Here is a 26,766-nt window from a genome sequence, read left to right as displayed (position 1 = left end):
CAATGAAACTGCTTCGGAAGCGCTTGACTCCGCTCCTTTATGGACTCGCACTGTGCTTGCCTTTGGGGCTCAAGCTGGGCGTTCCTCTAGTGCTGGTGCAAGGGGAGCGGCTGGGACTGTTTGGCAGTAGTTCATCGGATGCCGTCTACACAGTGGATCGGGTTGATGGATTTATGGTGACGGCTCATCTACCCCATCAGCCACCTGTTCAATTTCAACTAGCAGGGCTCGCTGAATCCGATGAACGGTGGCAACGTGAAGCCACCGGCATTCTCTCGATGCTGCTGGAGGCGTCGCACAACCAGGTCATTATTACCGTCGCCAAGCCTAAGCAATCTAGTTCACCGGCTAACGCCTTGGTTCAGTTACCGACCGGGGGCTATATCCAGCAAATTCTGCTGTCAGATGGCGTCGCGCAGCTAGAGCCAAGACAGCTCGATGGAATGTCCGCTGAGATAGTACAGATGCTTCAGCAAGCCGAACTATCCGCCCAGGCGGCCCACAAAAATATCTGGAGTCAGGGCTAGAGGGCGATCAGCCCCACGAAGGCGATGAGGAGTTTGGCCCAAACCGGCCCTCGCACGATGGGGCAAAGGATGAGGGCTAACGCCAGATAGCTCAGGCCCATCAAGGGAACGTGCCACAGCAGGCTAATACCAATGACGGCTAAGGCTCCAGCTAGAACCCAGCCCAGAGCCTTGTGAAGGGAATGAAGATCAACGTTGGGGAATGACATAGCGGTTTTCATCCGCTCTGAGTGAGCTGATATGTCGCCATATTAGACAAAATTGTTGGGTCATCACCATGAATGACATTCACGATTCAGGACTTCCAGACCAACCGCCTTCATCGAGCTGGCTGACGGCAGCGAGAACTCTGGGTGTTGGCGTTTTGCTGGCGCTGGGGCTTCGAGCTTTTGTGGCAGAGACCCGCTTTATCCCTTCTGATTCCATGGTGCCGACGTTGTCGGTGGGAGATCATCTAATCGTCGAAAAACTGAGCTACCACGTTCATCCCCCCCAGCGAGGCGATGTGGTGGTCTTCAAAGCGCCTCCGGCACTGCTGGCGCAGAACCTCCGCGATGATCTGATCAAGCGCATCATTGGTCTGCCAGGAGATCTAGTCGAGGTCAAAGCCGGGAAGGTCTTTGTCAATGGCAAAGCCCTCGAAGAATCCTATGTGGAAGCTCCACCCAACTATGGAATTGGGCTGATCCGGGTGCCGGAGGGTCAGTATTTTGTGCTGGGCGACAACCGGAACCACAGTTATGACTCCCATTACTGGGGCTTTGTCCCGGCTGAGGACATCATCGGTCATGCCGTCTGGTGCTATTACCCGCTGACGCACTGGGGCAAGGTGGCGTCTTGAGGCCGTTCGGGGGTTGAGATCGGGAGCCAGAATCGGAATATAGTTCCGTTGCCCAATTCGCTCTCGACCTCGATATGCCCTCCTTGTAATTCCACCAGCCGTTGGGTGATGGCCAAGCCGATACCACTGCTGCCCGCATTGACGTTGCGGGATCTGTCGCCCCGCCAAAATCGTTCAAATACCCGAGGCAGGTTTTCAGGGGCAATGCCCTCCCCGGTGTCGCTAACAGCTACCCAAAACTCATTGGCCTGAGTCCAAAGGTGAACGGTGACAGCGCCTGATGCGGCATGGGTGATGGAGTTACTGACCAGATTGATCAGAATTTGCTTAAAGCGATCCGGGTCGGCGAAGATCTCGGGCAGGTCATCCGAGCAATGCAGTTGAAGCTGAGATTGGGCCAATACGGCTTGCTCACGGAGCATTTGGAGAACGTTATGGAGGACTGGCAAGGGCTGAAAGCTCTCCAGGTAAAGGGGAAGGTGTCCGGCCTCCACTTTGGAGAGTTCCAGCATGTCGCAGATCAGGCGTTCCAAGCGCTCCATCTCGCTCAGCATTTGTCGGGTGATGTCGGGTGAAACCGGCAGCCCATCCTCAAACATCTCCACGTAGCCGTAGATGACGGTCATGGGCGTTCGCAGTTCATGGGCGAGATCCGCCATCAGTTCCTGTCGGCGTTCTTCAACGCCATGCAGGCTAGCGATCAGGCTGTTGATGCTGAGACTTAAGCGATGAATTTCTGGGATAGAGCTGGACGGAGTCCGTGTCGCTAAGTCTCCAGCCGCCGCTTGGCGAACAGCTAATTCAATTTCGCCAAGAGGATAAACGATAAGCTGCCCGACGGTACAGCCCCAAGCCGTTAGAGCGAGGACGGTAATCGCCACCGAAAATAGGGTGCCTTGATTGTTGACCCGGTGAAATCGAGTGAGGACATCCTGGTTTGAGAAGGCTTCCCGTTCGCGAATGCCCTTCTCTAAATCAATGCCTTGTTGAAGGTGGTAAACCTCGCGGGTGAAGGCGAAGGATTTGTAGAAGTGAGAAATCGCTGTAATCATGCCCACGCTAAGCGCCCCGACTAGAACATGGGACAGTACGAGCCGCATCCGCAGGTTCAGCGATGACCTGCGGACGCCGGGCTTACTCATGGCTGTCATTGAAGCTATAGCCCACCCCAGATACAGTGCGGATGAACTGAGGTCGTTTAGCCTCCAAGCTGAGCTTCTTGCGGATGCGCTTAATGTAGGAATCGACGGTGCGCTCGTCACCGAGGTAATCGATGCCCCACACCTGATCGAGCAGTTGAGTGCGGCTCCAGACCCGCCCCGTGCTTTTAGCGAGCGTTACCAATAAATCAAATTCCACAGCGCTCAACGTCACTGACTGGGGCTGGTTGGGTTCCCACCTGACCCAGACCTCGCGTTTGGCGGTGTCAATGAGGAAGTGAGGCGTCTCGATGGGATCGTCCTCCGCTTCCTGCTGCCGCATTTCGCGACGCAGCAAGGCGCGGATACGCACCAGCAGTTCACGGGGACTAAACGGCTTGGCCAGATAATCATCAACACCGGTTGAAAAACCGATAATTCGGTCCATTTCATCGGCTTTTGCGGTCAGCATCAAAATATAGGGATCTTTCGCTGCTTTAGACTGACGAATGCGAGTACAGACTTCTAAACCGTCCATTCCCGGCATTCGTAAATCGAGTAAAACGACATCGGGTTGATAGGTTTGAAATGCTGACAGTCCTTGGAGACCATCGTGGGTGACGTGGCAGATATAGCCATCAGATTCTACGCACGTCCGAATCATTGAAGCCACGTTGACTTCATCCTCAATGACGAGAATTTGCATTGGTATTGAAGGTTAGTGTGAGGAGTAGTGTTGAAGCGTAGCGAAGCGAAACCAGATTTAGGCGCTGCCGCTGAGGCAATGAGATGGCATAGCACAGGAGCTCTCTGGGGCGATGGCCATCGCTCAGGGCATAGCGTCTAATTGGGATCCTGACCTATTTCTCTGATCCCGTGAATATTCGGAGACTAAACTTTTACAATTCTCAATAATTAGGTCAGTTTAGGTGTCACAGAATTGGCTGATCGTTTCCACAGATGAGCCATAACGGCCTATTAATCTCTTGAGTAAATCAGGCTCAAACCCTGATGGTTTATCCCTTCCACTCAATGAGAAAACTTCCATGACTTCACCATGTATCGCCCTAAATCCCGACTGTACAAACGACAAAAATGGCGAGATTCCGTTGGCCTATTCACTGCCTTTGAATGCTCCCGCTACCGATACGCCATCGGCTTTCAAACAGCGCTGGAATTTATCGACGCTCTTTTCGGTGACCTTTCGGCAGCGGCTCAAAAAGCTGACGCCTTGGCTGATTTCGGGCAGCGTCCTCAGTCTGGAGCTGATTCTACACCAGCCCGCCTTCATGCTGGGGGTAAGCCTCTTTGGTCTGGCTAGCATGACCGTGAAAGCCCTACTGCGCAGCAATCCCGCTGTCCAAAAACTGTTCAAGCGGGTGGGGCTGAGCGCTCAATCCCTGCCGGTGCTCTCCATTGCCTTCGGCGGTGGCGTTTGGCTCAGTGCAGCAACGCCCAGCCAGGCGCTGTTCTTTCAGGCGGCGGAGCAGTTCTTCACCACTCAGTTCCCAGATGCAGCGGCGGCCATTCCGATCGTCTTTGCTGTGCTGCGGGCGCTGTTTGTGCTCTACATCGGCGTCTCCTTAATTCGGGTGATCAACTCAGTGAGGAATGATGACGATTGGGTGCGAGCCGTTGCCTAGAAACTGGAACTCACCTGAGTTTCAGAGGATTAGGCGCAAGGTCTTTAGACCTTGACAACTGAATGACCATGTAGGTGTAAGTCCTACCCCGTGAGTGCAACGGTGACAGCACTTCCCCCACTCGTGCGACTGGCTCTCAATCGGGTGAAGCGGGGATGAACGGCAGCCCTTCCGAGAACCGTACTCGGCAATCTGTCTAGCAAGAATCTATGGGTAGCGAAAGCGAAGATGCGTCAGAACCATCGTTACGTCAAGTGGGCTACGACGGTTAGCAGCCCAGGCCAAAACGGCAAGGCAAACGGGAACTGGCGATTCCAGTCTCGACCAGTCTGCACTTCCCATCAACCCGGTGGAGAGCATCGCCCTAAGGATTCAAACAATGGTCATTCGGAACGGAATAACTCGCTGAGGCGCTCTCTGGCTAACGTCAGAGTCGGCTGCCAAGCTACAAGCCCTCAGCGGGCGGGATTGTATCAAAAGCAAACGCCTGGGGTAATGCCCAGGATAGGCCAACAGATACACGATGAACTGATGGTAATGAATCAAGTCACAGTCCAAACGTCTAAGACTGGGGCCAACGCGCCCACAGTGGAATGGAAGACCCTCCCCTGGCGACAGCTAGAGGCGAAGGTGTTCAAGCTGCAAACGAGGATTTACCGAGCTGAACAGAATGGTGATGTGAAAACCGTTCACAAACTGCAAAAGACCCTGATGCGGTCATGGGCAGCTCGCTGCCTGGCGGTGCGTAAGGTTACTCAGGACAACCGAGGCAAGCAGACAGCCGGGATTGATGGTGTCAAATCCCTCACCCCAGCTCAACGTTTGCAACTGGCCCAAAACCTCTCCTTGAGCGACAAATCAGCCCCGGTTCGACGGGTACTGATTCCCAAGCCAGGGAAAACGGAAAAACGGCCCCTCGGGATTCCGACTATGACCGAACGGGCTCGCCAGGCCCTGGTCAAACTAGCCCTGGAGCCCCAGTGGGAGGCCAAATTTGAGCCTCATTCCTACGGTTTCAGACCTGGTCGCTCAGCACAAGACGCCCTTAGGGCAATTCAACAGGCGACCCAGCAGAAAGCCAAATACGTGCTGGATGCGGATATCGCCAAGTGCTTCGACCAAATTGATCAGAGCAAGTTGTTGGATAAGCTCGACACCTTTCCCAGCCTGAGGCGTCAGATTAAAGCCTGGCTCTCAGCGGGGGTAATTGAAGGGGCAAACTGGTTCCCCACGGAACGCGGAACGCCTCAAGGTGGTGTCATTTCTCCCTTGCTAGCCAACATTGCGTTGCATGGCATGGAGGCTTATCTCAAGCAGCAATATCCCCGGCATCACCGGACGATTGACGGGAAATGCCGCGATATTCTGTCCCCAAAACTGGTTCGATATGCCGATGACTTTGTCGTTCTGCATGAAGACCTGAGCGTCATTCAGGGTTGCCTTGAGGCATTAACGACCTGGCTGCAAGACATGGGGCTGGTTATTCATCCGGAGAAGACGCGAATCACCCACACCTTGACTCCGGTTGAGGGGAATGTGGGATTCGATTTCCTGGGGTACCACTTTCAACAACATTCGGTGGGCCAGCATCGCGCTTCCCGCGTGATGCAAGGGAACTATCGGAGCGGTGCCATCAGTCGCTCCCTAGGATTCAAGCTCTTTGTCACCCCCAGTCAGGACAGCCTCAAACGGCACATGGCCGCCGTGGGAGAGATCATCAAGCAGTATAGCCACGCGCCGCAAGCGGCCTTAATCCATGCCCTGAATCCTGTGATTCGGGGATGGGCGACCTACTTTGGCTACTTCAATGCTCGCTCTCAACTGGCTAAAGCCGACTTCCTTACTTACCAAAAGCTCCGCGCCTGGGCCGTGAACCGCTGCACCGGACGAGGAGCCCGAAAAGTGGCCGAAAAGTACTGGCAAATCAGAACTAAAGGACGATGGACGTTTGCCGCCAAGGACGTGGAGCTAACCCGTCATATCCGGCATCGCACCGCCGTCTACACGACTCTGAAGAACCAGAAGTCTCCCTATGACGGGGATTGGGCTTATTGGTCACGGCGAATGGGGCGCTATCCCGGCATCTCCCCTCGGGTTGCCAGGCTGCTCCAGAAGCAAGGGGGTAAATGTGCGTTCTGCGGACTTCACATCACGTTCCATGACCTGGTCGAGGTTGACCACATCCAGCCGTTATCGCTGGGCGGACCAGAGACCTTTGACAATCTCCAGTTGCTCCATGGCCACTGCCATGATCTCAAAACGGCAACGGACGGGTCATGTTCAGCTTTCCTAGGGCCGAGTCAGTTCATTGAGGAGCCGGATGAGGGGAAACTCTCACGTCCGGTTTTGAAAGAGAGTTCATTGGAGCGATCCGATGTTCGACTCTAACCAAACCATGGCCCGAACCCCTTTAATGGTGGCGGTTTGCGTCGCTGTGGGCGAAGTGTTAACCAACCTGATTATTCAATAAGTCACTCAATTCTGCTTAGGGAAGTGGGCATTGATTCCGGTGCCCACTTCCCACTTTTTGTCTTTGACTTTTCAAGGAGACCTTCGATGTCAAGCGAACACGAGTCATCTCACAATGAGTTCATCCCGGTCAACCAGGTGCTCAACCTGAAGCCCCGCCTGGGGCCAATTCCTGGGGAGCAGGTGTTTCCCTGGGCGGTGATTGCGCTGGTGTCGTATCTGATCTGCCAGGGGCTGTTGGGTCTGAGCTGGATTGCTACGGGTCTAGTCGCGGGCTGGGGCATTGCCACCTGGTGGGCACTGACCGGCGATGAGAGTTGGCGGTTTTTAAGCAAGTTTCGCGGCGTGCCGGACTGGACGATGGGCCATCTCCAGTACACCAGTCTGCTAGAGCGGCAAACCCATACGGCTCGCCGAACGGTCAAAACCCGTCGCCAGAAATATGCCCAGACGCAGCGGAGGCGGCAGCGATGAAACCGAAACTGGGCAAGCAAAAGGTCACGATCATCGAGCAAGACCGGCGCACGACCGCTATCCAAAGCGCCTTTGAAGATTTCAGCGCCCTGGCCGGGTTCGTTCAGATTGAGCTGAAGGGCCGCAACGTGGGAGCCGCGATCTTGCAGCGCAGCAAGCATCGGTTTTGCTTTGTCTTTGGCTTCAGCAGTCCGGGCATCCATGACACCCTGCGGCCTGACCAGGTGCCGCCTGTGCTGAGTAACCTGGAAGCGGCACTCAAGGAACTGCCCGCCAATGAGCGATTGACGATTCACCTGAGTTCCTTTGCAGCGGATACAGATCGTCAAGCAGAGCTGGATCGGCTGATGCAGACGGCTCCCTCTTCAGAGCTGAAGCTGCTGTTGATGAGTGAAAAGGCCCGAACGCGGGAGCTCAAGGCGGCGGGGGTGCGGAAGGCCAAATCACTACATTTGTTTGTCACTTACACCATCGAGCCTGCTCAAAAGACCAGTAAGGAATCGGACTGGATTGAGAAGGCGCTGGCGAAGGGGTTGGATCTTTGGGAGACCTTCAAGGGCGATCGCGAATCCATCGAAGCCCAACAGTACGAAGCGATGCTGCTGCGGGCCTTCACCGAAGGTTATCTCCGGTGGGAGCAACTGCTGAATATCAAGATGGGGCTGGATGTGACGCCGCTGACCGTCGATGGCCTGTGGGGGAATCTCTGGTCGCGCTTCAATCTCTCTACGGCTCCTGCTGTGCCTCAGCATTTGGTGCTGAATGACCAGGGACTCTCCGAGGTGATTACGACCGACAGTCACCCCGCCACGATTTTGGTAGAAGGAGAGCAGGGGCGCTCGTCAGTGCCGAAGGGCGATCGCCGCTGGCTCAAAATCAAAAACCAGTACATTGGGGCGCTGTCGTTTACCGCTAAACCGGGCGGCTTCGTCAATACCCGTCAGCAGCTGCGCTACCTGTGGGAGGTGCTCTGCCGCTCCCATGTGGTGGATACCGAAATCGTCTGTCAGATTACGGCGGCTAACTCCCTGATGGTGAAGACGGACATGCAGCGGATTCTGAAGCAGAGCAATGTCACCGCTCAGAATGCGGCGCAGAAGCTCAGCATTGATGTGGGGGCTCATATCAAGACCAAGCGATCTGTCGAGGCTCAGGAAAAACTCTACGAAGGGGCGGTGCCGGTGCGGATCGGCATCGTCTTTCTGGTGCATCGCCGATCGCTGCCGGAACTCGATGAAGCCTGCTCGGCACTCTCGGACTGTTTTCAACTGCCCGCGAAGGTGATTCGCGAAACAGAAATCACCTGGCAGCTCTGGCTCCAGACTCTGCCGATTGCCTGGGATAAGCTCCTGGGCAGTCCCTTTAAGCGGCAGCTCACCTACCTGACCCACGAAGCGCCGGGGTTGATTCCTTTAACCCAAACTCGCCCCGGCAGTTCCAGCGGCTTCGAGCTGATTGCCGATGAAGGGGGCTCTCCGGTGCGGATTGATTTTGTCAGCGAGCACCGTAATCTGGCGGTCTTTGGGACGACTCGATCTGGGAAGTCGGTGCTGGTGAGCGGGATGCTGACGCAGTTTCTGGCGGAGGGCTATCCGATTGTCTGTCTGGACTATCCCAAACCCGATGGCACCTCAACCTTCTCGGACTATGCCGGGTTCCTCAAGCCCAGGGCGGCCTACTTCGATATTGGCCGGGAGAGCAACAACCTGTTGGAGCAGCCGGATCTGCGCCACCTGCCAGCGGAGCAGCAGCGGGAGCGGTTTGAGGATTACAAGTCGTTTTTGGAAAGTGCCCTGGTGACGATGGTGCTGCCCTCGGCCCAGGAAGATCCGCTGCTGGAGCAGACGGTGAGGTCTTTGGTAGGTCGTGCCCTGACCAACTTCTTCAAAGATGAGGACATTCAGCAGCGATATGAAGCAGCCCTAGAGGGCGGCTTTGGCTCTGCCGCCTGGCAGCAAACGCCGACGCTGCGGGACTTACTGGATTTTTGTACCCCCGAAAAGCTGGAGCTAGAAGAGGTGGGCGTCGGCCTGATTCGCAATGCCCAGTCCCAGATTCAGCTGCAGCTGGAATACTGGCTCGATTCGCGGGTGGGGAAGGCGATCGGTCGGCCCAGTTCGTTTCCCACCAATGCTCAACTGCTGGTCTTTGCTCTGCGGAACCTCTCCAATGAAAATGAAGCGGCGATTTTGTCGTTGAGTGCCTACTCGGCAGCGCTACGGCGAGCGCTGGAATCGCCCAAGTCGATCTTCTTTATTGATGAGTCGCCGATTCTCTTTGCTTACCCCACGATTTCTCGGCTGATTGGGCGGCTCTGCGCCAACGGGGCCAAAGCCGGGATTCGGGTGTTTCTCTCCGGGCAAGACCCGGATACGATCATGAACTCGGTGGCGGGTCAGCAGATCATGCAGAACATGAACACCCGTCTGATTGGCCGGATTCAGCCCCTGGCGATCGAGTCCTTTGTTCGACTGCTGCACTACGAGCGCACGATCATTGCCCGCAACGCCACGGAAAGCTTTTTCCCGAAGCGATCTGAGCTTTATTCCAACTGGCTGCTGGATAGTGACGGGCTCTACACCTACTGCCGCTATTATCCGAGCCCGGTGCAGTTGGCGACGGTGGCGAACAACCCGGATGAGCAGGCGGCCCGTTCGAGAGTGCTGTCTCAGTATGGCGGCAACTCGCTGCTGGGCATCGCCAAGTTTGCCGAGCAGTATGTGGCGGCGATTCGCGGTGGCTCCAGTCTGGAGGCGATTGGTCAGGCTGAAGTTTCTTTATTCCCGATTACGGCTCAACCCCAGGAGGATTTGCACCATGTCTACTGATGTACTTCATTCCCCAACTCGCAGGACGTGGAAACGATCGCTGCTAACCTTCGCCTTATCCCTGGGCAGTGCTGGGGTGCTGATAGCTCCAGCCCAGGCCTTTGATATCTTGCAGCCCTTCAAAAGCATTGTGAATCAGTACGTCCAGATTTTTGAGGGCTACTACACCCACACGGTGAATGATGTGTTAGGGGGTGTGCTGGGCGATGTATTGAATGGCAACACCGGAGAGCTGGGTATCCCCGACCCGCCGGGAGACTGGCAGGAGGTGGGCCAGGTGATTGGTGGCGATGGCACGGGAGATGTTTCTGGGAAGGCGTCAGGGGAGTCGCAGCGGTTGGATAATTTCAACGCCAACCCAGTGGTCTTGCAGCAGTCGTTGGCCAATGCCACTGACCGGGAAAGTGCCCGCAGTATGGCGACTTCGGTGTTAGGAACGGAGGGGCAAACGGCGATGAAGCAGGAGATGGATGCCGCGCAGCAGGCGTTGGGGGCGATTTCGGATAAGTCCCAGGAAGCCCAGTCGCTGGATGTAACCCAGGACGTGATGAAAAATTTGACGGATATGGTCGGCCATCAGAGTCAGCTGGAGTCGGGCAGCTATGAGCAGTTGATGCAGCTCCGGCAGCAGTCGGCGACGGCGAATTTGATTGGGGCGAATATCTCTGAGGCGCTGGATGAGGGGAATCGGGCGAAGCATGCGGAGGCGATGGCGGGGGCACAGCAGGTAGTGAAGGCGGCGGCAAGTGTATACTTGCCGGGAGACAAGAATTAATCCTCCAATTTTCTCGTTTGTGTTCTGAAATCCATAAGCATAGAAAATTCCACTGCCTATCAAGCTCTGCGGCCTATCTCTCAAACGGAGCCAAAGATTTTTCTAAACCATACGCACCAATCTCAATCATCTGATCAATCAGGTCAAGACATTGAGACTGTAGGACAAGGTCTCTGCCGCTTTGGCTGTAAAGACGGACTAGCAACTGACTTACAGAAGTGATGTCTCTTAAAGCTCCTGCTCTCTTTTGAGCATCTTCATCGGTGATACCTTGTATAAATCTCTCACAGACTCGATAGGTTGACTTAGGAAGTTGAGAAGTTGTCTTTTCTAATGCCCTTATCAAATCATGATCTCCGTCGGAGAATGCTTCGGTTTCAATAAATTGGTCAATTAAGTTGAAATAACTATCTAGTTCTGTTTCAAGACGAGAAAAGCATTTAGCAGCTCTGGCGCGAACTTCTGAACTAGGATCGCTAAAGAGCTGAATCAATGAATTTTCGCAAAATTCCTTAAGGTAGGCGGAACGCAGATTGTTTACAAAAACCTCGGCAGCAGCTAGGCGATGAGTTTGTGTTCCATTAAGGCAGAGTTCTGCTAACGGAAGGGCTTCTTCGGTATGCATAGCAGCGACACAAGCTTGCCGCGCACTGACTGTTGCCACGCTAGGCAAATCTGAACTTAGCATCTTTTCAACGATTGGCTTCAAAATTTCAAAGTGGGTTTGAAGAGCAAAGTATAAAAAGTTTTCTGCATTTTGTGTGCCTAATAGTAGATCTTCTGAATCGCCAAGATTCAAGAAAGTTTCGACACTCAAGTTGCGATCATAGTTTAGAGTCGCAATGAGAATTTCAATGATGCATGTTTTTACTGCGATTGAGCAGTCATGCAACATGTTTTGTGTGGTATCCCAAAATACTGTAGCTCGGCTCTTTCGAGAATAAATGAGTTTTGCGATTGTTATAGCTGCACTACCTCTTACAGAGTTAATACCTGAAGTATGAATGTCGCCCAAACAGTAAAGTTGCCCATCTTCAGCCTTGTTACGCCAAATTTCTTCTTTTGGATCAGAAGAGTTTAGAGCATACCAATTAACAACATTGAAATCCTCTTGACTCCAGTTCCAATCAGAAAATTGTCTGAAAATCAAACAAATTGCCTTTCCACAAGGATGACCAGGAAGCTGATGACATTTATGTAGAATTCCCTGTAGGGTTTGTAAACATACAAAAGACATATGCTGAGAAATTCCATATAAAATTGCTTCGTAGTAGCGTATATTTGTATTGTCTGGAAGATTAGATAACAGCTTGGAAAAGCGTTCTGGCTCTTGACTTGATTGTTCTTCTAAGAACTTTGATAAAGCACCAGCATCCAAAAGAGAGCTATCCTTATCCCGACTGATTTCAGTAAGATCATACTTCGCGATAGCTTTCAGCCATTGTTCATCTGTCATCTTTTCAGTAGCACTTTTTGGAATGACAGGTGGTGTAACATTCGCCACGGTCATTCCCTTGTATCTAAGTTGCGGTTGCCGGTTAAATTTTCTGTAGAGTTCAGCTACTCGTCGAGCAACTTTTTTAGATCTTCGTGGGACTTCTATCCCATCTAATAGAATAAATTGCGCATGGCCATGGTAGCCATACTGTATTCCTCGACCTTTTTCCCAATGAGGAAAGTATTTTAGAAGCATCATTTCTAATTGCTCCAACTTCTGACTTGAGCAGAAAGGAGTGATAGCTTCAATTAATTTCCGAGAAGCCCAAAATTGCTCATGAGAATAGCTCGCCTTAAGCCTTGAAGGATTTTCGCAAAGATAATCTACTGCCTCGTCTGCAAATTTTTCTCCATGTGCCGTATATATGCGAATCAGAAGATACTGAGGTAGTTCGAAACTCGAAGTCTTAAGAAGATGAATGCAATCATCTAAAAATTCAGATTCTTCTTGTGAAAGCCTTGATAAAGCTTGCTCTAATGCAATAATAATTTGAAATTTAACCTGATTGGGGTCATTCTTCTGATAATCAAATGGATTGGTCCAAACTAGATCCTGCCAGGGCACTTTTTCGTTATCTTTCTTGTTCAAGCCAATAATTTCTAATACTGTTGGAATTATTCGCAGGCAAAATAAACCTGGAGCAGTGTTTGCAGTTCCAAGAACAGTTGAATAACTGTCTCCAGTATTCTGAGAACAGCCTCTCCTCTGAGGGAAAGGATTAACACTTCCTGAAGCAATACTTAGTTGTAGAAGGTGTTTCAAGTAAACCTCTAAGAACTCACAACACCAGTCAGGACAATGCTTGTTGAGAGAAAAAACAATATCCCATACTTCATCGCTGATGAAGAAAAAATCGTCTTCTTGCTTGTCGAAAACCCCTGAACTCAATAGTTCTAGGAAAAGGTCAAATATTGGACGTGCGGTTTCAAGCTTTATACGCTGAACCAAGAATATTAGTCTATCATTCCAAGCTTCTGATGTATTTATATAGGGTTTAACTAAATCAGCGACTTTGCTTGGGAGCAAACACTGCATGATAGACAAAAGATTAACGACCCGATCTATAACGATATCTTCTTCACCGTCAAGCCATTTTTTAATCACTCCTTTACTCTCTAAAAGATTAAACCAGGCTAATGAACTGTTTAACAGTTTCCATATTTCATTACTGATAGGTGAAGAATCATTCTCAAGGAACATGGCTAAAATTTTCCACTCATCATCATGAGGAGAGGCAATTAAAGTAAGAGTGGAACAGACTACCTGCTTTATGTGAAACCTAATGCTTGAGCTGCTCAGTAGTTTTGTTAAATCATTTTTGTACTGCTCAAAATCAAAATCTCTTTCATGAAGAAGAATCTGTCTAACCTGGGATCGCTGAAACAAATGCTGTCCATTATCTACTAAAAAAGGCAAGAGGCTTTTTCCACACCCAAAAAAGCGACGAGCAAAAGCATAGTCAAAGAAACTTTCATGAAAAAATGATATGCGTTTGTTTTCTTTCAACAGCACATGTTCAGATGCCATTATTCCAGCATCTTCAGAAACTTCATCTAGAAATATTTCTGGAGCAGATAAAACCTGGTGATCGCTCATATAATTGCAGAGGATGTCAATTACCTGCGTCCACCTTATTGAATGGCCGAGTCGTTCTCTAATTTTCTTCTGTTTATAGTCCCAGAATTGATCGTATAGATCTTTGGCCGTTTCAAAATTGAGGAAATCCCCATTCGGTTCTACAATTACTTCGGCTAACAAACTGAGGTGTAGAGGAAGTGAGAGTAATAGCAACTGTTTTTCACTGAATCCTGATACTTCTAACCCCAATTTGGCAACTACTTCTTTCACTACTGAAGTAGGTAATCTTGAAATGTTGACTGCCTCAGCGATACCATCTTGTCCCGTCAAATGCTTAAATCGGTTATCATTTTCTAAGTCAAACTTTCTACAAGCTAAGAGTAAATGGATATTAGGATGAGCTTTAGCTTGATTAATTAGCTGAGAAATACAGTCGAAAAACTGGGGATTACGACCAGAGACTAAGCTAACTGCATCTAATTGATCTATTACCAGTACACAGTCTCGATTCTGGGCAATGTTTGCCAAGACAGTTGGGGGAGAAGCAGGTAATCCTAATTGTGTTCCAACTGCATCAGGTATTACTTCAGGCTCCAAACGGTCTATACGGAAGGCAAGAAATGGAATTCCATCGTCCTTCAGCATATCCAAAACTTGGGAGATAGCGCCGCTTTTCCCAATGCCTGCTTCACCGACTACTAGAACACTCCCCTTTCCACTTGAAGCAGCAATCTTTTCGAGAATTATTGAGGCTTCATTCCGTGGTAGAACTTCTCCACCAATTTTTGCTTCCTGAAGCGTAGATAGATAAGCACTATTGGCTCTTTCGATAGCTGACAGAACATTGAGATCCTTACTCCATTCCCGGCGGGAATAACCCCGTTCCCCCAATAAATAATGCCAAATATCAAACGCAGTCAATTCATGATGAATTTTTTCTAAGACAAATTCAGTCAACTCTAGTCTAATGACCTTGGGATCGCCCGCTAAGAGTGCTTCTAAACGATTTTCGATAATGCTTGCGAGAATATCATCGTCGACAGTATGAACAAAAACTCGTTTGAGTGCTTCATACGCCCCTAATTCAGAACAATTTTCCCATTTTTGACGAAGCTTATGAAAGTTTCCTGATTGGGTCTTATTTAGATATTGCTCCTCGAACTCTTGCCAAGAAATTGAGTCTCTTGCTCGACTCGCTAGTTCTCTTAGTTCGTTAGCATCTTGAGTCGAAATAAAAAGGCAGTTGTTATTTGGATCATTGAGGCTTTGCCAAAAACCCGAGAGAACTTTTACCTGGTGAGTTTCTAAAGCGCTTAAGGTCCAACTTCCACAATCGCTTCTCTGCCGTTTAACCTGATGACATTCCCTTTGACCATCTCGAAGGACGAAAAACTCAAAGGCATCTTCTCCAGGTTGTTCAAGTCGAATATAATCTGCCTTCTCCTCCATGACATCAATCATGTTGAAGACAGTCCATCGACCTTCATATCTATTGCCGAGTTTGTCGGCTTCTCCTCCAGGTAAGGGCATGCGCTTTAGCTTGTTGAGATTGAAGAGCGTTGAGAACAAATTTATTATTAGTGGATCTTAGCTCATCACTCTGCTAATAGTTTTTCTTTAGGAATGAGCTTGTGTAGCCTTGTTGACCACCTCAACTTTCACTGGCTAGCAAAGAATCACAACCCTTCCCTCTAATTTCCATCTCCCAGTCATATCTGCTCCCTAGCCTGAGGTGATATCCCTCACCCTCGTTTAGCGAGCACCTCCATGACCTCTCCCCCTCTCCCCTGGCTCGCCGTCACCGGCGCAACCCAGATCCTCCAACAAGGGCTCGACACCTCCCAAAGCATTGCCCAAGCCTGGGACAAGCAGTGGCTGACCATCTTCGACAGCACCCTGTACGTCGCCATCAACCAAACCGCCGCCATCTTCGCTGCCGGTGCCCTGATCTTCTTCATCGTTCAGTTTGGCCGCCAGCTCATCGTCGAAGGCGACCTCACCCGCCCGCTGCAAAATCTGATCTGGCCCATCATCGTCGTCTGCCTGCTGGCCAACAACGCCCACCTGCTGGCTGTCTCCACCGTCAGCCTGCGCGGCGTCATCCATACCCTCTCCAATCAGGTGCTCGAAGTCACCCTACTGGATGTCAAACTGCGCGATGCCGTCCAGGCCGCTACCTCCCGCAGCGCCGTTGCGGGCGAGATCAGCGCCCAGCTCAGCCAGTGCGAAGGCATGGTGGGGCAAAAGCAAATCGACTGCCTCAAAGCCGCCAATGCCCAGGTGCAGGCCACCATCAACGACTATCAGGGCTTTCTGCCCCTGCCCGACGCCCTCCGCAACATCGCCCGAGGGATTGATGGCGCGGTGCAGACCGCCCAGGCCGAAGACAACCCGATTTCAGGAGCCGTCTTTGGTACTGCTGGCTTCTTCGCCGGATTCCTCGGCTCCGTCAACCAAGAAATCGTCCAATACGTGCTGCTGGCCTTTCAGTGGGCCTTCACCAACATCCTGGAAATCTCCCTACTGCTCACCGGGCTAATGGGGCCATTTGCCGTTGCCGGCAGTCTGCTGCCTTTTGAAGCCAAACCCCTATTTGCCTGGTTGACGGGCTTCTTCAGCCTGGGCATGGCCCAGGTGTCCTACAACATCATCGTCGGGCTGGCGGGGGTGGTCGTGGTCAATGCCGATGTCACCGACACCCTCGGCTTTTTGGTGATTATTGGCCTACTGGCTCCCGCCCTGGCCCTGGCGATCGCCGCTGGTGGCGGACTGGCTGTCTTCAACATCATCACCAGCGGTTCGGCCCGCATGGTCACCATGCTCGGTTCCTACGCCGTGTCACCCCGCTACTTCCACTCATTTCGTTAAAGGAGACCTTCCATGCAACTCCTCAACCGTTCCCGCCGCTTTCACTCGTCCGATATTCTGCCGCTGTTCGTGCTGGGCACCCTCGGCATCCAGGGCCTGCTGCTGGTGATGACTCTGCTGAATACGGCTCGCATCAATCACCTGGCCCATCGCCCCGTGCCCTCCCTGGTGCAGCTAGTGGATGGCCACTCTATCAGCACCGAAGCCGTTGACCCGAATCAGCGCACCCCGGAGGTGATCCAACAGTTCGTCAAAACGGCCCTGGGGCTGATGTTCACCTGGAATGGCCAGGGACAGACCACAGAACCTGCCGCTGCCAGTGCCCCGGCTGATCCGGGAGTGCCCGTGAATCATGGCCGCATCACCACCGCCAGTTGGCAGGCCTCCTTTGCCCTCAAAGAAGACTTCCGCACCGCCTTTCTGGATCAGGTGGCGGCGATCACGCCCCCCGGTATCTTTAGCGGCAGCGCCCAGAGCGTGCTCACTATCGAGACGATTTCCACGCCGAAGGAATTGCAAGCAGGCTACTGGCAGGTGGATATGGTCGCCAACCTGCTGATTTTCGACCCCACCCATCCCCAGGGTTTAGCAGTGACCTTTAACAAGAGCCTCTTCGTTCAGGCGGTGGAACCCGCTGAAGACCCGCTGCCTGAAACATCCACGCCGCTGCAAAAGGCGGTGTATCGACTGCGGGAAAACGGTCTGGAAATCACCGAAATCCGCGACCTAGACATTCAACAACTTGCCCCCAATCCCAGCTAAGGAAGGACGTTGACCATGGTATTTACCCCCTCACCCGATGCAGAATCTCCCCTGATGGAGACCGACGAACTCAGCCACCTGGCTGCCCTCACGGGCTACAGCGATGAGCCGGTTACAGCGACAACTCTCACCCCGTCCCCGCTACTCGACCCCGAAGACTTTGAAACAGAACTCGACCCGACAACTCAACCGCAGCTGTGGAGCAATCCCTGGGCCAAGGCGGTGTTTGTGGGATCGGGTTTGGCGATCGCGATCGGCCTGGTGGCCCTCTTTCTCCACAGCGTCCATGCTCCGACTAAAACTCCAGCCACCGCAGCCGATACCGCCCCTGCCGTAGCAACAACCGCCAGCCCGGCCCAGCCAGAGACTGACCCCAATGAAATCGGCAGGCTCAAGACCGTCGAAGCCCTGGGCACCCAAACCCAGGCGTTGAAGGATGACAAGGTACAGCCCACGCCTCCATCCCCACCAGTCACCACGACTACGATGCCAGCTATGGCGGTTTCAACTCCGCCCGTCAGTCATCCCGCTCCGGTGACTTATGCCCCACCGCCGTCCTACTCCGCTCCGGTGCGATCGGCTCCTGTTGCTTCAGCTGCTCCTGTGGTTCACACCGATCCCGTGAAACAGTGGCAAACAGCAGCGACCTTGGGCAGCTACGGACAGATCAGTTACGACACGGAGAAACCCGCGACAGCCGCATCCGTAACGGTGGCCGATGCATCTCCTCCGATAGACGCGGCTCCCAAAGCCGACAATCCCGACCAGACTCGCTATGAGGCCGATGCCGCCGCGATTCTCTCAGGCCTGCCCAGCCATGTGGTCAGCATTCTGGCCGGAGCTAGAGCTGCCGCGACTTTGAGTACCCCCGTCGTCTGGGCGCAGGATTTGGACAACACCCAACAGCCCCAACGCTTCGGCCTCCAGCTCACCGAGCCGATTCTGGCCGCCGATGGCACCGTGGCCCTACCCGCAGGCACCCAGATGGTGACTCAGGTCGATACCATTTCCCAGAGCGGCCTAGTGGAGCTGTCGGTGATTGCGGTGGTGATTCCCACGGCAAGCGGCAATCAAGTAGTACCGATACCAGCTGGTGCCGTGCTGATTCAAGGCGAGCAGGGCAATCCCCTGATGGCCTCGGAATACAACCACGATGCCGGACACATTCAAAGCCTGGATGCAGGGGTAGCGCTGATGGGAGCTTTGGGCAAGGTGGGCGAAATCCTCAATCGTCCCAACAGCCAAACCTCCACGGGATCTGTCTTCTATTCCTCCTCGACCACCACCAACCCAGCTCCGAATATTTTGGGAGCGGTTTTGGAAGGGGGCTTTGATGCACTCCATGATCAGGTGAGCGATCGCCAGCAGCAAGAAATCAAGGACATCCTCAGTCGCCCCAACGTCTGGTACATCCCATCTGGTCAGTCTGTGCAAGTGTTCACCGGAACCTCCTTTGAGGTGGCGCTATGAAACGGCTTTCCGTTGTGCTGCCGTTGGTGGTAGCCTCACTGCTGGCGATCGCAAAACCCGCTTTCTCCATGCCCATCGTCCGCCAACTCTCCGAAGCCCAGGCCCAGGGACTCACGGGCGGCGGCGCTCAGATTTCGGTGTGGCCGGGTTCCGGCACCAACCTGGACTTTACCCGCACCGGGGAAGTGATTCAGCGGGTGTGGCTGGATGACCCCAGTCGGCTCACCCTGGATTTCGATGGCAATCTTTGTGGTCAAGGGGACTCTGGGAATTGTGATGGGGCTGGAGCTAGCGTCATTCACCTGCGGCGGGTGGCAGGGATTCATTTCGAGAATCTGCCGGAGACAACATTCACTCTCCTGACGGTGGTGACGGACTCGCCGGAAGGGCGCAAGGTTTACCAGTTTCAGGTGAACTATGGGTCGGGTGATCCGCAATACGCGACTGTGGCGATAGCTCCAAACATCACTTCCCAGGCCTCTGCCATCGTCACCACCAGTGGCCAAACCGTTAGCTTCGCCAATGTGGAACGGGGATTGAATAGCGCGATCGCATCCCAACTCATTCCCGCCGACAGTCCCGTTGTCCCCAAAATCCAAGACTTCCTGGCCCGCGTCCGCAACGGTTCCGCACCTCAGGCTGCTGCCGATGCAGCGGGCATTTCCCTCGCGGTGGTGTCGCGATTGGCGGAAATAGGATTGCCTGCCATGTCTCACCCCGCGCTTACTCCTCCACCTGCGTCCCTGGAGGTAACAACTCCATGACTCTTTCAAAAACCGCCTACGTCGGTGTGACTCCAGTCCCCGATGGCATTTCCAGCACCGGCAATAACATCTTCCATTCGCTCCAGGGACAGAACGGCTTGGTGCTTGTGGGTGCGATCGCCGCCATGCTGATCATGTCCGTCGTCGGTAACAGCCAGAAAAAAGGCCAACTGGCCCGAGGCTACCTGGCCGGGGGCGGCGAGAAACGAGTGGCCCGAAAAAAGGCCATGCAGCAGCTTCAGCAGCGCCGCCACAATGCGGTGACGCTTTACGTCGGCAGCCCTCCTCGCAATTCCAGCGGCAAATCCAACGGTAGCCGCAGTCTCTGGCTACCCGACGCCCAGCGAGGCATAGCCGTCTGTGGCGCTCCCGGTTCCGGTAAGACCTTCTCGCTGATCAACCCCACCATCCGCTCGGCGCTAGATCAGGGAATGCCCGCGATCATCTACGACTTCAAATACCCTGACCAGACCGAAGTGCTCGCGGCCTATGCCGCCAAGCGGGGCTACTCCGTCAGCGTCTTTGCCCCCGGCTATCCCGAAAGCGAAGTCTGCAATCCCCTGGATTTCCTGCGGGATGCCGACGATGCCCTAATGGCGCGGCAGATTGCCACGGTGATGAACCGCAACTTTGCCCTCTCCGCCAATGCCTCCGAAGACAAGTTTTTCGCCGATGCCGGTGACCAGCTCACCCAGGCGATTCTGATGCTGGCCAAGGGGATGCCCGAACCGGATTTGATGATGGCCTCGGCGATCTTGAGTCTGTCGGATTTGCCTAGCCGCATTCGCGCCGCCAAAGAGCGCGGTGACGCCGGGGGCAACTGGCCCATGAGCAACTGGGTCTATCTGGCCTTTTCGCAGCTCTTGCAGTTGGCGGGTTCTGAGAAGACCGTGGCAGGGGTAATCGGCATGGCCAGCAAGGTCTTTAGCCGCTTTCTCAGTCAGGAGTTGGTCAGCGCCTTCTGTGGTCAAACCACCCTGCCCCTGGATTTGGAGGGCAAAAAGCTGCTGATTCTGGGCCTCGATCGCCAACGGCGGGAAGCTGTCGCGCCGTTGGTCGCCACGCTGCTGCACCTAATCGTCACCCGCAACGTCACCCGCAAGCGCCGCGATCCGCTGGTACTGGCCCTCGATGAACTGCCGACGCTGTATCTGCCCTACCTAACCCAGTGGCTGAACGAAAACCGCTCCGATGGTCTGGTGACGATTGTCGGCTTTCAGAACCTGACCCAGCTGGAGAAAGCCTACTCCCGCGAGGTGAGCCGCTCAATTCTGGGCGGCTGTGCCACCAAAGCCCTGTTCAACCCCCAAGACCCCGACAGCGCTCGCCTTTTCAGCGACTACCTGGGCGAAGAGGAGGTGGAAATCAAATCCAAAACGAAGAGCACGGGCAAAGGCGGCGGCAGCACCAGTACCGCTGGCCATACCCAGAAGCGAGCGATCGTGGAACCGGCCCAGTTCAACAAGCTGACTACCGGCAAATGCGTGCTGATCAACCCGGCCTACAGCCGCAAGGATGAGGGTTCAATTCCGCTGATTTTGAAGGTGAAGGTGCCCAAAGCCGATTTGGCCCAGGAAGCCTGGAGCAAAGCCCGCTGGCCCAAGGTTAGGGAACGACTCGTTGCCGCCTCCCGCCAGCACTTCAACTCGGAGGAGTACACCCGCGAGCAGTTGGCCTCTCGGATGGCGATCGCAGAGAAGCTCTTCCCATTACCGAAGCAGGCCGCAGCCAGTACGCCCAACCTCAAAGACCCGGCGATTCTCAAGCAGTTTCAGGATGTGTTTTGACCTTTGCGAGGTGACCCATGACCTTCGGCGGCTCTCCCCACAGTGCTGAGAAAGTACAGCATGACATCAATTCGATTTTGGATGCGATCGCCCAGATGCTCGCCAAGGTGCGGCTCCAGGAACGGGCAGAGGAAGAAAAGCTAGAGCAAGCACCACCCCTACTGGAAGAGCGCCCAGGGGTAGAGCCTGCTTGGGTGAGCATCACAGACCTTGACGATGAGCAGAAGCGGCTGACCGGCCATGACCCTCGACTCCTTAACCCTGGGCCACCACCCCAGCTAGAGAGCGTCCCGGTGCGAATTCAGATTGGCGATGCGATCGTGGCCGGGGCGCTAGAGGGGGATCTGCGGGAGCAGCTGCAACAGCTGCTGCCGAAGCAGTTGGCCTATTTGCAGCAGGTAGTGGATCCGCCCTCGTTACCGGGTGAGGTGGAGGTGATCGAGGGGGAGATTGTCGATATCGAAATTGACGGGGTGCCTTGCTTTCACCATGAGCCACTCAAGCAACTGGCTCCCCATCTGGAACGGATTCCCTATGGCGAAGCGGAGCGGTTGATAGGGCAGGAGTTGGAGGAATCGTCCATTACTCATCCTGAGCTGTTAGTGGAACCTCCGGTACTGGTGGTGGAGGTACTGCCCAATGGGCAGGTAGAGTATGACCCGCGATTAGGGGAGCAGATCGAAGGATTGGCGCTGGCGGCTGAGAGCAGCGAAGATCGGGCTGAGTCAGCGGGTGAGGCGGTAGCGGAATTATCGCCTGAGGAGCGATCGGCGGTGGAAACGGTACAGCAGTTCTTTGCGCAAACAGGGCTACAGGCGTTTGAGGGCAAGCATTATCGGTTGAGGATGGCAGGAAATCAGCTCTCGGTAGAGGCGAAGGATGGGCGAGGGGAGGTGTTGGCGATGGATGGAGAGAAAGCGGTTTCGCGACTGGAAGCGCAGGATTTTCAGCAGTTTGATGCTGCTAGAGAGCTATTGGGCAAACATTTGCAGCTACCAGAGCCATCCCAATCGATGACGCTTAACCGACCTGATTTCGAAATAGAGGCATAATATCGCAAGCGGAGGTAGTCATGAACTTTAGCCTATTTGATGCCATTCGGCTAAAGGAAGACATTGATTTAGGCGATCGCGTTCATGCGCCTGCTGGAACGTTAGGTTCAGTGGTCGAGGTACTCAATCAGGGTGAGGCTTACCTGGTGGAGTGCTTTGGGGGTTGGGTGAAGTTTGACGCCGAGGGGAATTTTGTACCCGCTGATTGGGACAACCCTGAAGCGTTTGTGGAGACGCTTGGTGTTGTGACAGTGTATCTGCACCAGTTGCAACTCGTGAAACTGGCTGAAGAGAGTATGGGAAATATTGAGGCAATTACTCTTACAGCCATGAAGGCAAAGGGTCTTCTTGAGGCGGAGTACCAGCACTAAGAATAGGCTGCCACTCTAAATTCAGTGTATTTGGAGGCCTAGATTTTTCCTCTTTCTCTTTTTCTGATTTCCGTTTTTGTCTATATTCCAGAATTATTTGTCTAAGTGTTCCATGATACTCCTCTGAATTACCTTTCACTTGTAATAAAATTTTCAATCTTCCTGCCTTTTCTCTTTCTCCAGTCTCACTAAAAATTTCCAAATCATCAAGATTGAAGCCGATTGCTATTAATGCTTCGCCTGCTGCCAAAAGAACAGAAAAGTCCTTCTGGCAGTTGCCTTCCAGAAAAGCGATTAAATTTGGAATTGCTTCTGTTGCTATTGATCCGAGTCTTCCTAATGCAAAAGCAGACCAGTTGCAAACTGCCAATTCATCATCTTCCAATGCTTGAACTAAACTTGGAAGAGCTTTTTCAGCTTTAATACCGACTTTAGCCAGTGATATAGCAGCATTCCATCTTATTTCAGGAGATTCATCGTTGATGAGTGCATAGGATATTTCTGGAACAGCCACCTCAGCCATTACTCCAAAGCGACGAAGAAGCGAGATGGAAGAACTACGTTCCTCTATAACATCGGAAGCTAAGAGCTTTGCTAACGGTAATACTGCGTCTGAACCAATGGAGACGAGTGCAGAACCTGCATCATCCACATGGATTTTGTTACAAATTAGATCCACTAACTTAGGTATAGACGGGCTGGCAATAGTACCTAAACTGCCTAGTTCTAATATGGCTTTTCGACAAACCTCAGGATCTGGCCAAGATAAATCATCAATTAATCTTCGAACCCTACTTCTTTGTACAGAACGCGCAATTTCGTCTGGACTAATATTTGCTTTCAGGGCAAGTTGGTTTGGTAGATCTTTTGGGATTCGGTCATCGTTGGCATTATCTAAACAGTAGTCCCTTACCGCTAGCAAAAAGCCCCGAATTATATCTGGAGTGTCATTTTCTAGTTTGCAGTCAATATCCAAAAAGAATTGCTGCCATTCAGCTTCAGGATTAGTTTTTTGGCTGGTTCTCTCCACTAAATAAGCAGCAGCTAAGTATTCCGCTAATGGGTCTAAAATAATGCGAATACTATCCCCCGGTTCCGGAGCTTTCAAAAATTGCAGTCGCTTCTCCAAATAATCCAAGCGTTCCTTAGCAGGCATTCCATCTTCGAGGGTATCCAGGGCGGCAATGGCATCCACCTTTTTTACCCATGTCGGGCGATAGGTTTGTTTCAAGCATTCCCAGGCGACAAGTTTGGCATCGTGTTGCACCTCTAGGTCATCCCGTTTATTGTCTGGCTCAATATTGAGATTTAGCTGATTGAGATAGCTGAGCATTAGCTTGGGCACAGAATCGGGACGCATTGCTCCTGCCCCTTCGCGTTCGCGGATCATCTGATCGATGTACATGCGAGCCAGCAAAACCGTGATGCCACGTTCTCCCGCCATGCGGCGGAGGCGATCAGAACCATTGGCAAATTCATCATCCACGAACAAGTTTGGTTTGCCCTTCGCTGCCAAATAGGCAGACATAAAGGGCCAGAGCCGATTCGCCTCTAATTGCAACGGTTTTACTACTGTCTTGCTGAGACCGCCTAATGGCTCTTCCAAACGCGAAGTCACGACAAGCGCTTTAGCTGGAAAGTTTGCCAGTTGTGGATTAATCTGACTGCGAGTTGCTCCTCCCATCTCCGACAGGTGATCCACAATCACCAATACCCGCTGACGCTGCAGCAGTTTCGTCAAAAATTCTGGGTCAATCGGATCTTGCTGGTCAGTCAAAATATTGATGCGGCCTTGAATCGCTGCAAGTAAGTCTTCTCTCTCATTGTCTAATTCCGTTTCAATCAAAACAGGAATCATACGATGGTTACTGAGTTGTTTGTCCAAGCCCCACTGGGCAATTTGGCAGGCGAGGCTGGTTTTGCCTGCTCCTCCTTCACCACAAATCAGCAGCACCACTGTTTTCTTCTGAAAAGTGGAGACGAGGTGTGCCCCAGTCAATTCACTAATCGTGTCTTCATCTAATCTCACAGGAAGGGGAAGGTGGATGGCCCGATTCTCTACACTGGGGAGATTCAGAAATGCCTGCTGAGCCACCCGCCAGTGTTGCGTAATCCAGGTGTCAAGGACGCGATCTCGATATTTGAACCATCGCACCATCCCCAACGGCACCTTCCACGTCGTCCAAGGTATGGCCAGATCTTGCGAGGGCACTTGTAGCAGCCATAGAGGTTTGAGCCAGAGAACCCCGGCGTATCCTCCTCCTCCTAGCAGTAACACTAAACCAGCGAAGATGAGGAAAAGTCGGTGTTCTTGCCAGAGATCGGCGACGTCATCTCGAAGTGTCGGTGATGCCGGGGCAGTTGTGGGTGCAGGAGCTGGCGTTGGTGTCTGAGACACCGCCGAAATGGTCGTGGATCCCAGCAAGAAACCTGGAATGACAATGCTGGTTATGAAACGAGGGAGGGCTTTACCAGTCATGATTAAGGATTGTCTGGAGCTTGATCGAGTAGAGCAAAGCAAACCGTTGATAGAGATCGCCGAAAAGTAAAATTCTTTTGCAAAGATAGCCTTTAACGGGCTAGCAGTTCATATTGTCAATCAAATAATTGCACCACTGCTGACCCAGCATCGCTATCTCCTGCCGCTCACTCTCATCGGCCCACAGCACCGACCACTCCAGCTTCCATCGGCTGAGTAACCGTTGCAAATCCACAAGCGCAGTCGCAAAAGCCATATCCGTAGCCAAATCAATCCTCGGTACAACCCACTCAATAATGAACTGGGTTTCCCTGACCAAATGCTGAGCAACTAGCCCATTCGTTCCACTTTGAGCAAAGAGCTGAATCCGTACCAGATTTAGCACCAAATTCTGGAGCTGGGTTTCCTGACTGCTTCGGAGGTACCGCGCTTTAAGGATGTCCCAGTTTTGTGCCATCAAACCGTGCCCTAGTCTCTCTCATATTTTGGCACTGGTAGAATTGGACTAATCCCTACCTGTCGTTCGCAATGCCCCCCGTCGATATCCGACAACGAGCGATCTCCCTGATCGAGCAACTGCCCCAAAACAAGCTGGCGGCAGTGGTTCAGCTGCTAGAAATTTTAACAGAGCCAACCTCTCAAAATGCAGCAGATGCCGAGGAATCGCATCTGCTAAAGATTATCCAGCGGCGTCTGCCGGAAACAGAACAAGCCCGATTGGATGAATTGCGCGATCGCTGCGAATGGGGCGATCTCTCTGAAGCTGAGCACCAGGAGCTGATTCGCTACGAAGACCGCTTGGAACAGCATCGGGTTGAACGGCTGGAAGCCCTGATGGAACTCGCTAGGCTCAGAAACCTGGATTTGTTGGCCTTGAATCAGCAGGTTTCTGCTTCCCATCCTTCCAATGCCGCCTGAGTCCGACCGGGTTCCTGCCAGTCTCAGGCAAGAGGTCGCACTAAGAGCCCAGCAGCTTTGTGAATACTGCCGCTGTCCCGAATCCTTTTCACCCGATAGCTTCACCCTTGACCACATCCAGCCGCGTCAGCTAGGCGGTGCCACCACCCTGGAGAATCTGGCTTGGGCTTGTTTTGGCTGCAATGGTCGCAAGTTCACCCGAACGGCCTACCCTGATTCGCTGACGGGCGAAACCGTGCCGCTCTTCAATCCGCGATCGCAAATCTGGGATGAGCATTTTGTCTGGATCGAAGATGCGACCCAGTTGGTTGGGCAAACCCCCTGCGGTCGCGCCACCGTGGAAGCATTGGCACTGAATCGTCCTGGCGTCATTAACCTGCGGCGGCTCCTGGCTTCAGCCGGGTTGCATCCTCCCCAGTAGACGCTTGCCTTCAACCGCTCAACATTTGCCCCTATTTTCCACAAACCTGCCATAGCCGCCCCTTAACCTTTGGCTTACAGGGCCTTCGAGGGAACCCAATGC

Annotated in this window: 22 protein-coding genes; 16 read left to right on the top strand and 6 right to left on the bottom strand. The window is 52.9% G+C overall.

Features of this window, described 5'->3' with window-relative positions:
• The first annotated feature begins 2 nt into the window (after window positions 1–2).
• The gene (locus IQ273_RS07610; RefSeq protein ID WP_194022569.1) at window positions 3–527 is read left to right on the top strand and encodes a hypothetical protein; all 525 of its coding nucleotides are present in this window, start codon (window positions 3–5) and stop codon (window positions 525–527) included.
• Here the strand turns inward: IQ273_RS07610 and IQ273_RS07605 are convergent.
• Window positions 524–736: a hypothetical protein gene (locus IQ273_RS07605; protein ID WP_194022568.1), complete on the bottom strand. Its 213-nt coding sequence runs from the start codon at window positions 734–736 to the stop codon at window positions 524–526. The two genes, IQ273_RS07610 and IQ273_RS07605, sit on opposite strands and share 4 nt — an antisense overlap.
• Before the next feature lie 68 nt (window positions 737–804).
• On the opposite strand from IQ273_RS07605, the gene lepB reads away from it, so the two are divergent.
• Entirely contained in the window at window positions 805–1,368 is a 564-nt protein-coding gene (gene lepB, locus IQ273_RS07600; protein WP_194022567.1) for a signal peptidase I, read from the top strand.
• Here lepB and IQ273_RS07595 read toward each other — a convergent pair.
• Window positions 1,332–2,510 carry a cell wall metabolism sensor histidine kinase WalK gene (locus tag IQ273_RS07595; RefSeq protein ID WP_228052527.1) on the bottom strand — a complete coding sequence of 393 codons (1,179 nt, stop codon included), beginning with the start codon at window positions 2,508–2,510 and terminating at the stop codon, window positions 1,332–1,334. The two genes, lepB and IQ273_RS07595, sit on opposite strands and share 37 nt — an antisense overlap.
• On the bottom strand, window positions 2,503–3,213 hold the full coding sequence (locus tag IQ273_RS07590) for a response regulator transcription factor (protein ID WP_194022566.1): 711 nt from the start codon (window positions 3,211–3,213) through the stop codon (window positions 2,503–2,505). The genes IQ273_RS07595 and IQ273_RS07590 overlap by 8 nt, the downstream gene beginning before the upstream one ends.
• Before the next feature lie 340 nt (window positions 3,214–3,553).
• On the opposite strand from IQ273_RS07590, the gene IQ273_RS07585 reads away from it, so the two are divergent.
• From IQ273_RS07585 to IQ273_RS07565, 5 genes are all read left to right on the top strand, one after another.
• Complete coding sequence (locus IQ273_RS07585) at window positions 3,554–4,150, top strand: hypothetical protein (RefSeq protein ID WP_194022565.1); 597 nt, start codon at window positions 3,554–3,556, stop codon at window positions 4,148–4,150.
• 537 nt (window positions 4,151–4,687) lie between these two features.
• On the top strand, window positions 4,688–6,538 hold the full coding sequence (gene ltrA, locus IQ273_RS07580; RefSeq protein ID WP_228052524.1) for a group II intron reverse transcriptase/maturase: 1,851 nt from the start codon (window positions 4,688–4,690) through the stop codon (window positions 6,536–6,538).
• Between the two features lie 168 nt (window positions 6,539–6,706).
• Window positions 6,707–7,093: a hypothetical protein gene (locus IQ273_RS07575; RefSeq protein ID WP_194022563.1), complete on the top strand. Its 387-nt coding sequence runs from the start codon at window positions 6,707–6,709 to the stop codon at window positions 7,091–7,093.
• Window positions 7,090–9,921, top strand: coding sequence for a DUF87 domain-containing protein (locus IQ273_RS07570; protein WP_194022562.1), 2,832 nt, complete (start codon window positions 7,090–7,092; stop codon window positions 9,919–9,921). Before IQ273_RS07575 ends, IQ273_RS07570 begins: the two co-directional genes overlap by 4 nt.
• The gene (locus tag IQ273_RS07565) at window positions 9,911–10,696 is read left to right on the top strand and encodes a hypothetical protein (protein WP_228052518.1); all 786 of its coding nucleotides are present in this window, start codon (window positions 9,911–9,913) and stop codon (window positions 10,694–10,696) included. The genes IQ273_RS07570 and IQ273_RS07565 overlap by 11 nt, the downstream gene beginning before the upstream one ends.
• 73 nt (window positions 10,697–10,769) lie before the next feature.
• On the opposite strand, the gene IQ273_RS07560 is transcribed toward IQ273_RS07565, so the two are convergent.
• Window positions 10,770–15,302, bottom strand: coding sequence for a hypothetical protein (locus IQ273_RS07560; protein WP_194022561.1), 4,533 nt, complete (start codon window positions 15,300–15,302; stop codon window positions 10,770–10,772).
• Between the two features lie 237 nt (window positions 15,303–15,539).
• Between IQ273_RS07560 and IQ273_RS07555 the strand changes: the two genes are divergently transcribed.
• From IQ273_RS07555 to IQ273_RS07525, 7 genes are read left to right on the top strand one after another with little or no spacing between them, the layout of a single operon-like run.
• Complete coding sequence (locus IQ273_RS07555; protein WP_194022560.1) at window positions 15,540–16,640, top strand: hypothetical protein; 1,101 nt, start codon at window positions 15,540–15,542, stop codon at window positions 16,638–16,640.
• 12 nt (window positions 16,641–16,652) lie between these two features.
• A complete protein-coding gene (locus IQ273_RS07550; protein ID WP_194022559.1) occupies window positions 16,653–17,402 on the top strand; it encodes a hypothetical protein in 750 nt (249 codons plus the stop codon).
• Between the two features lie 15 nt (window positions 17,403–17,417).
• A complete protein-coding gene (locus tag IQ273_RS07545; protein ID WP_194022558.1) occupies window positions 17,418–18,872 on the top strand; it encodes a TrbI/VirB10 family protein in 1,455 nt (484 codons plus the stop codon).
• Window positions 18,869–19,636 (top strand): hypothetical protein, encoded by a 768-nt coding sequence (locus IQ273_RS07540; protein WP_194022557.1) that lies wholly within the window; start codon window positions 18,869–18,871, stop codon window positions 19,634–19,636. Before IQ273_RS07545 ends, IQ273_RS07540 begins: the two co-directional genes overlap by 4 nt.
• Window positions 19,633–21,423 (top strand): type IV secretory system conjugative DNA transfer family protein, encoded by a 1,791-nt coding sequence (locus tag IQ273_RS07535; RefSeq protein WP_194022556.1) that lies wholly within the window; start codon window positions 19,633–19,635, stop codon window positions 21,421–21,423. The genes IQ273_RS07540 and IQ273_RS07535 overlap by 4 nt, the downstream gene beginning before the upstream one ends.
• A gap of 17 nt (window positions 21,424–21,440) precedes the next feature.
• On the top strand, window positions 21,441–22,475 hold the full coding sequence (locus IQ273_RS07530; RefSeq protein WP_194022555.1) for a hypothetical protein: 1,035 nt from the start codon (window positions 21,441–21,443) through the stop codon (window positions 22,473–22,475).
• Between the two features lie 20 nt (window positions 22,476–22,495).
• A complete protein-coding gene (locus IQ273_RS07525) occupies window positions 22,496–22,846 on the top strand; it encodes a DUF4926 domain-containing protein (protein WP_228052516.1) in 351 nt (116 codons plus the stop codon).
• Here the strand turns inward: IQ273_RS07525 and IQ273_RS07520 are convergent.
• Both IQ273_RS07520 and IQ273_RS07515 read right to left on the bottom strand, forming a co-directional pair.
• Window positions 22,797–25,325, bottom strand: coding sequence for a HEAT repeat domain-containing protein (locus IQ273_RS07520; protein ID WP_194022554.1), 2,529 nt, complete (start codon window positions 25,323–25,325; stop codon window positions 22,797–22,799). The genes IQ273_RS07525 and IQ273_RS07520 overlap by 50 nt on opposite strands.
• Window positions 25,326–25,425: 100 nt before the next feature.
• Entirely contained in the window at window positions 25,426–25,782 is a 357-nt protein-coding gene (locus IQ273_RS07515) for a hypothetical protein (protein ID WP_194022553.1), read from the bottom strand.
• Between the two features lie 71 nt (window positions 25,783–25,853).
• Here IQ273_RS07515 and IQ273_RS07510 point away from each other — a divergent pair, with 71 nt between their 5' ends.
• Both IQ273_RS07510 and IQ273_RS07505 read left to right on the top strand, forming a co-directional pair.
• Window positions 25,854–26,243 carry a hypothetical protein gene (locus tag IQ273_RS07510; RefSeq protein ID WP_194022552.1) on the top strand — a complete coding sequence of 130 codons (390 nt, stop codon included), beginning with the start codon at window positions 25,854–25,856 and terminating at the stop codon, window positions 26,241–26,243.
• Window positions 26,233–26,664: an HNH endonuclease gene (locus IQ273_RS07505; RefSeq protein ID WP_194022551.1), complete on the top strand. Its 432-nt coding sequence runs from the start codon at window positions 26,233–26,235 to the stop codon at window positions 26,662–26,664. Before IQ273_RS07510 ends, IQ273_RS07505 begins: the two co-directional genes overlap by 11 nt.
• Window positions 26,665–26,766: the final 102 nt, after the last annotated feature.

The organism is Nodosilinea sp. LEGE 07298 (assembly GCF_015207265.1).
In the GTDB taxonomy this organism is placed as follows: domain Bacteria; phylum Cyanobacteriota; class Cyanobacteriia; order Phormidesmidales; family Phormidesmidaceae; genus Nodosilinea.
The sequence above is the reverse complement of the archived record's forward strand: the minus strand, read 5'-3'. Positions and strand labels throughout refer to the sequence as shown.

Bases quoted from the DNA above. Each gene is read 5' to 3' on its own strand.
- IQ273_RS07585 (WP_194022565.1), top strand. From the start codon at position 3,554: ATGACTTCACCATGTATCGCCCTAAATCCCGACTGTACAAACGACAAA.
- IQ273_RS07605 (WP_194022568.1), bottom strand. From the start codon at position 736: ATGTCATTCCCCAACGTTGATCTTCATTCCCTTCACAAGGCTCTGGGC.
- lepB (WP_194022567.1), top strand. From the start codon at position 805: ATGAATGACATTCACGATTCAGGACTTCCAGACCAACCGCCTTCATCG.
- IQ273_RS07575 (WP_194022563.1), top strand. From the start codon at position 6,707: ATGTCAAGCGAACACGAGTCATCTCACAATGAGTTCATCCCGGTCAAC.
- IQ273_RS07515 (WP_194022553.1), bottom strand. From the start codon at position 25,782: ATGGCACAAAACTGGGACATCCTTAAAGCGCGGTACCTCCGAAGCAGT.
- IQ273_RS07610 (WP_194022569.1), top strand. From the start codon at position 3: ATGAAACTGCTTCGGAAGCGCTTGACTCCGCTCCTTTATGGACTCGCA.
- IQ273_RS07555 (WP_194022560.1), top strand. From the start codon at position 15,540: ATGACCTCTCCCCCTCTCCCCTGGCTCGCCGTCACCGGCGCAACCCAG.
- IQ273_RS07525 (WP_228052516.1), top strand. From the start codon at position 22,496: ATGAACTTTAGCCTATTTGATGCCATTCGGCTAAAGGAAGACATTGAT.
- IQ273_RS07510 (WP_194022552.1), top strand. From the start codon at position 25,854: ATGCCCCCCGTCGATATCCGACAACGAGCGATCTCCCTGATCGAGCAA.
- IQ273_RS07505 (WP_194022551.1), top strand. From the start codon at position 26,233: ATGCCGCCTGAGTCCGACCGGGTTCCTGCCAGTCTCAGGCAAGAGGTC.
- IQ273_RS07545 (WP_194022558.1), top strand. From the start codon at position 17,418: ATGGTATTTACCCCCTCACCCGATGCAGAATCTCCCCTGATGGAGACC.
- IQ273_RS07530 (WP_194022555.1), top strand. From the start codon at position 21,441: ATGACCTTCGGCGGCTCTCCCCACAGTGCTGAGAAAGTACAGCATGAC.
- IQ273_RS07560 (WP_194022561.1), bottom strand. From the start codon at position 15,302: ATGCCCTTACCTGGAGGAGAAGCCGACAAACTCGGCAATAGATATGAA.
- IQ273_RS07540 (WP_194022557.1), top strand. From the start codon at position 18,869: ATGAAACGGCTTTCCGTTGTGCTGCCGTTGGTGGTAGCCTCACTGCTG.
- IQ273_RS07565 (WP_228052518.1), top strand. From the start codon at position 9,911: ATGTCTACTGATGTACTTCATTCCCCAACTCGCAGGACGTGGAAACGA.
- IQ273_RS07570 (WP_194022562.1), top strand. From the start codon at position 7,090: ATGAAACCGAAACTGGGCAAGCAAAAGGTCACGATCATCGAGCAAGAC.
- IQ273_RS07535 (WP_194022556.1), top strand. From the start codon at position 19,633: ATGACTCTTTCAAAAACCGCCTACGTCGGTGTGACTCCAGTCCCCGAT.
- ltrA (WP_228052524.1), top strand. From the start codon at position 4,688: ATGAATCAAGTCACAGTCCAAACGTCTAAGACTGGGGCCAACGCGCCC.
- IQ273_RS07595 (WP_228052527.1), bottom strand. From the start codon at position 2,510: ATGAGTAAGCCCGGCGTCCGCAGGTCATCGCTGAACCTGCGGATGCGG.
- IQ273_RS07550 (WP_194022559.1), top strand. From the start codon at position 16,653: ATGCAACTCCTCAACCGTTCCCGCCGCTTTCACTCGTCCGATATTCTG.
- IQ273_RS07590 (WP_194022566.1), bottom strand. From the start codon at position 3,213: ATGCAAATTCTCGTCATTGAGGATGAAGTCAACGTGGCTTCAATGATT.
- IQ273_RS07520 (WP_194022554.1), bottom strand. From the start codon at position 25,325: ATGACTGGTAAAGCCCTCCCTCGTTTCATAACCAGCATTGTCATTCCA.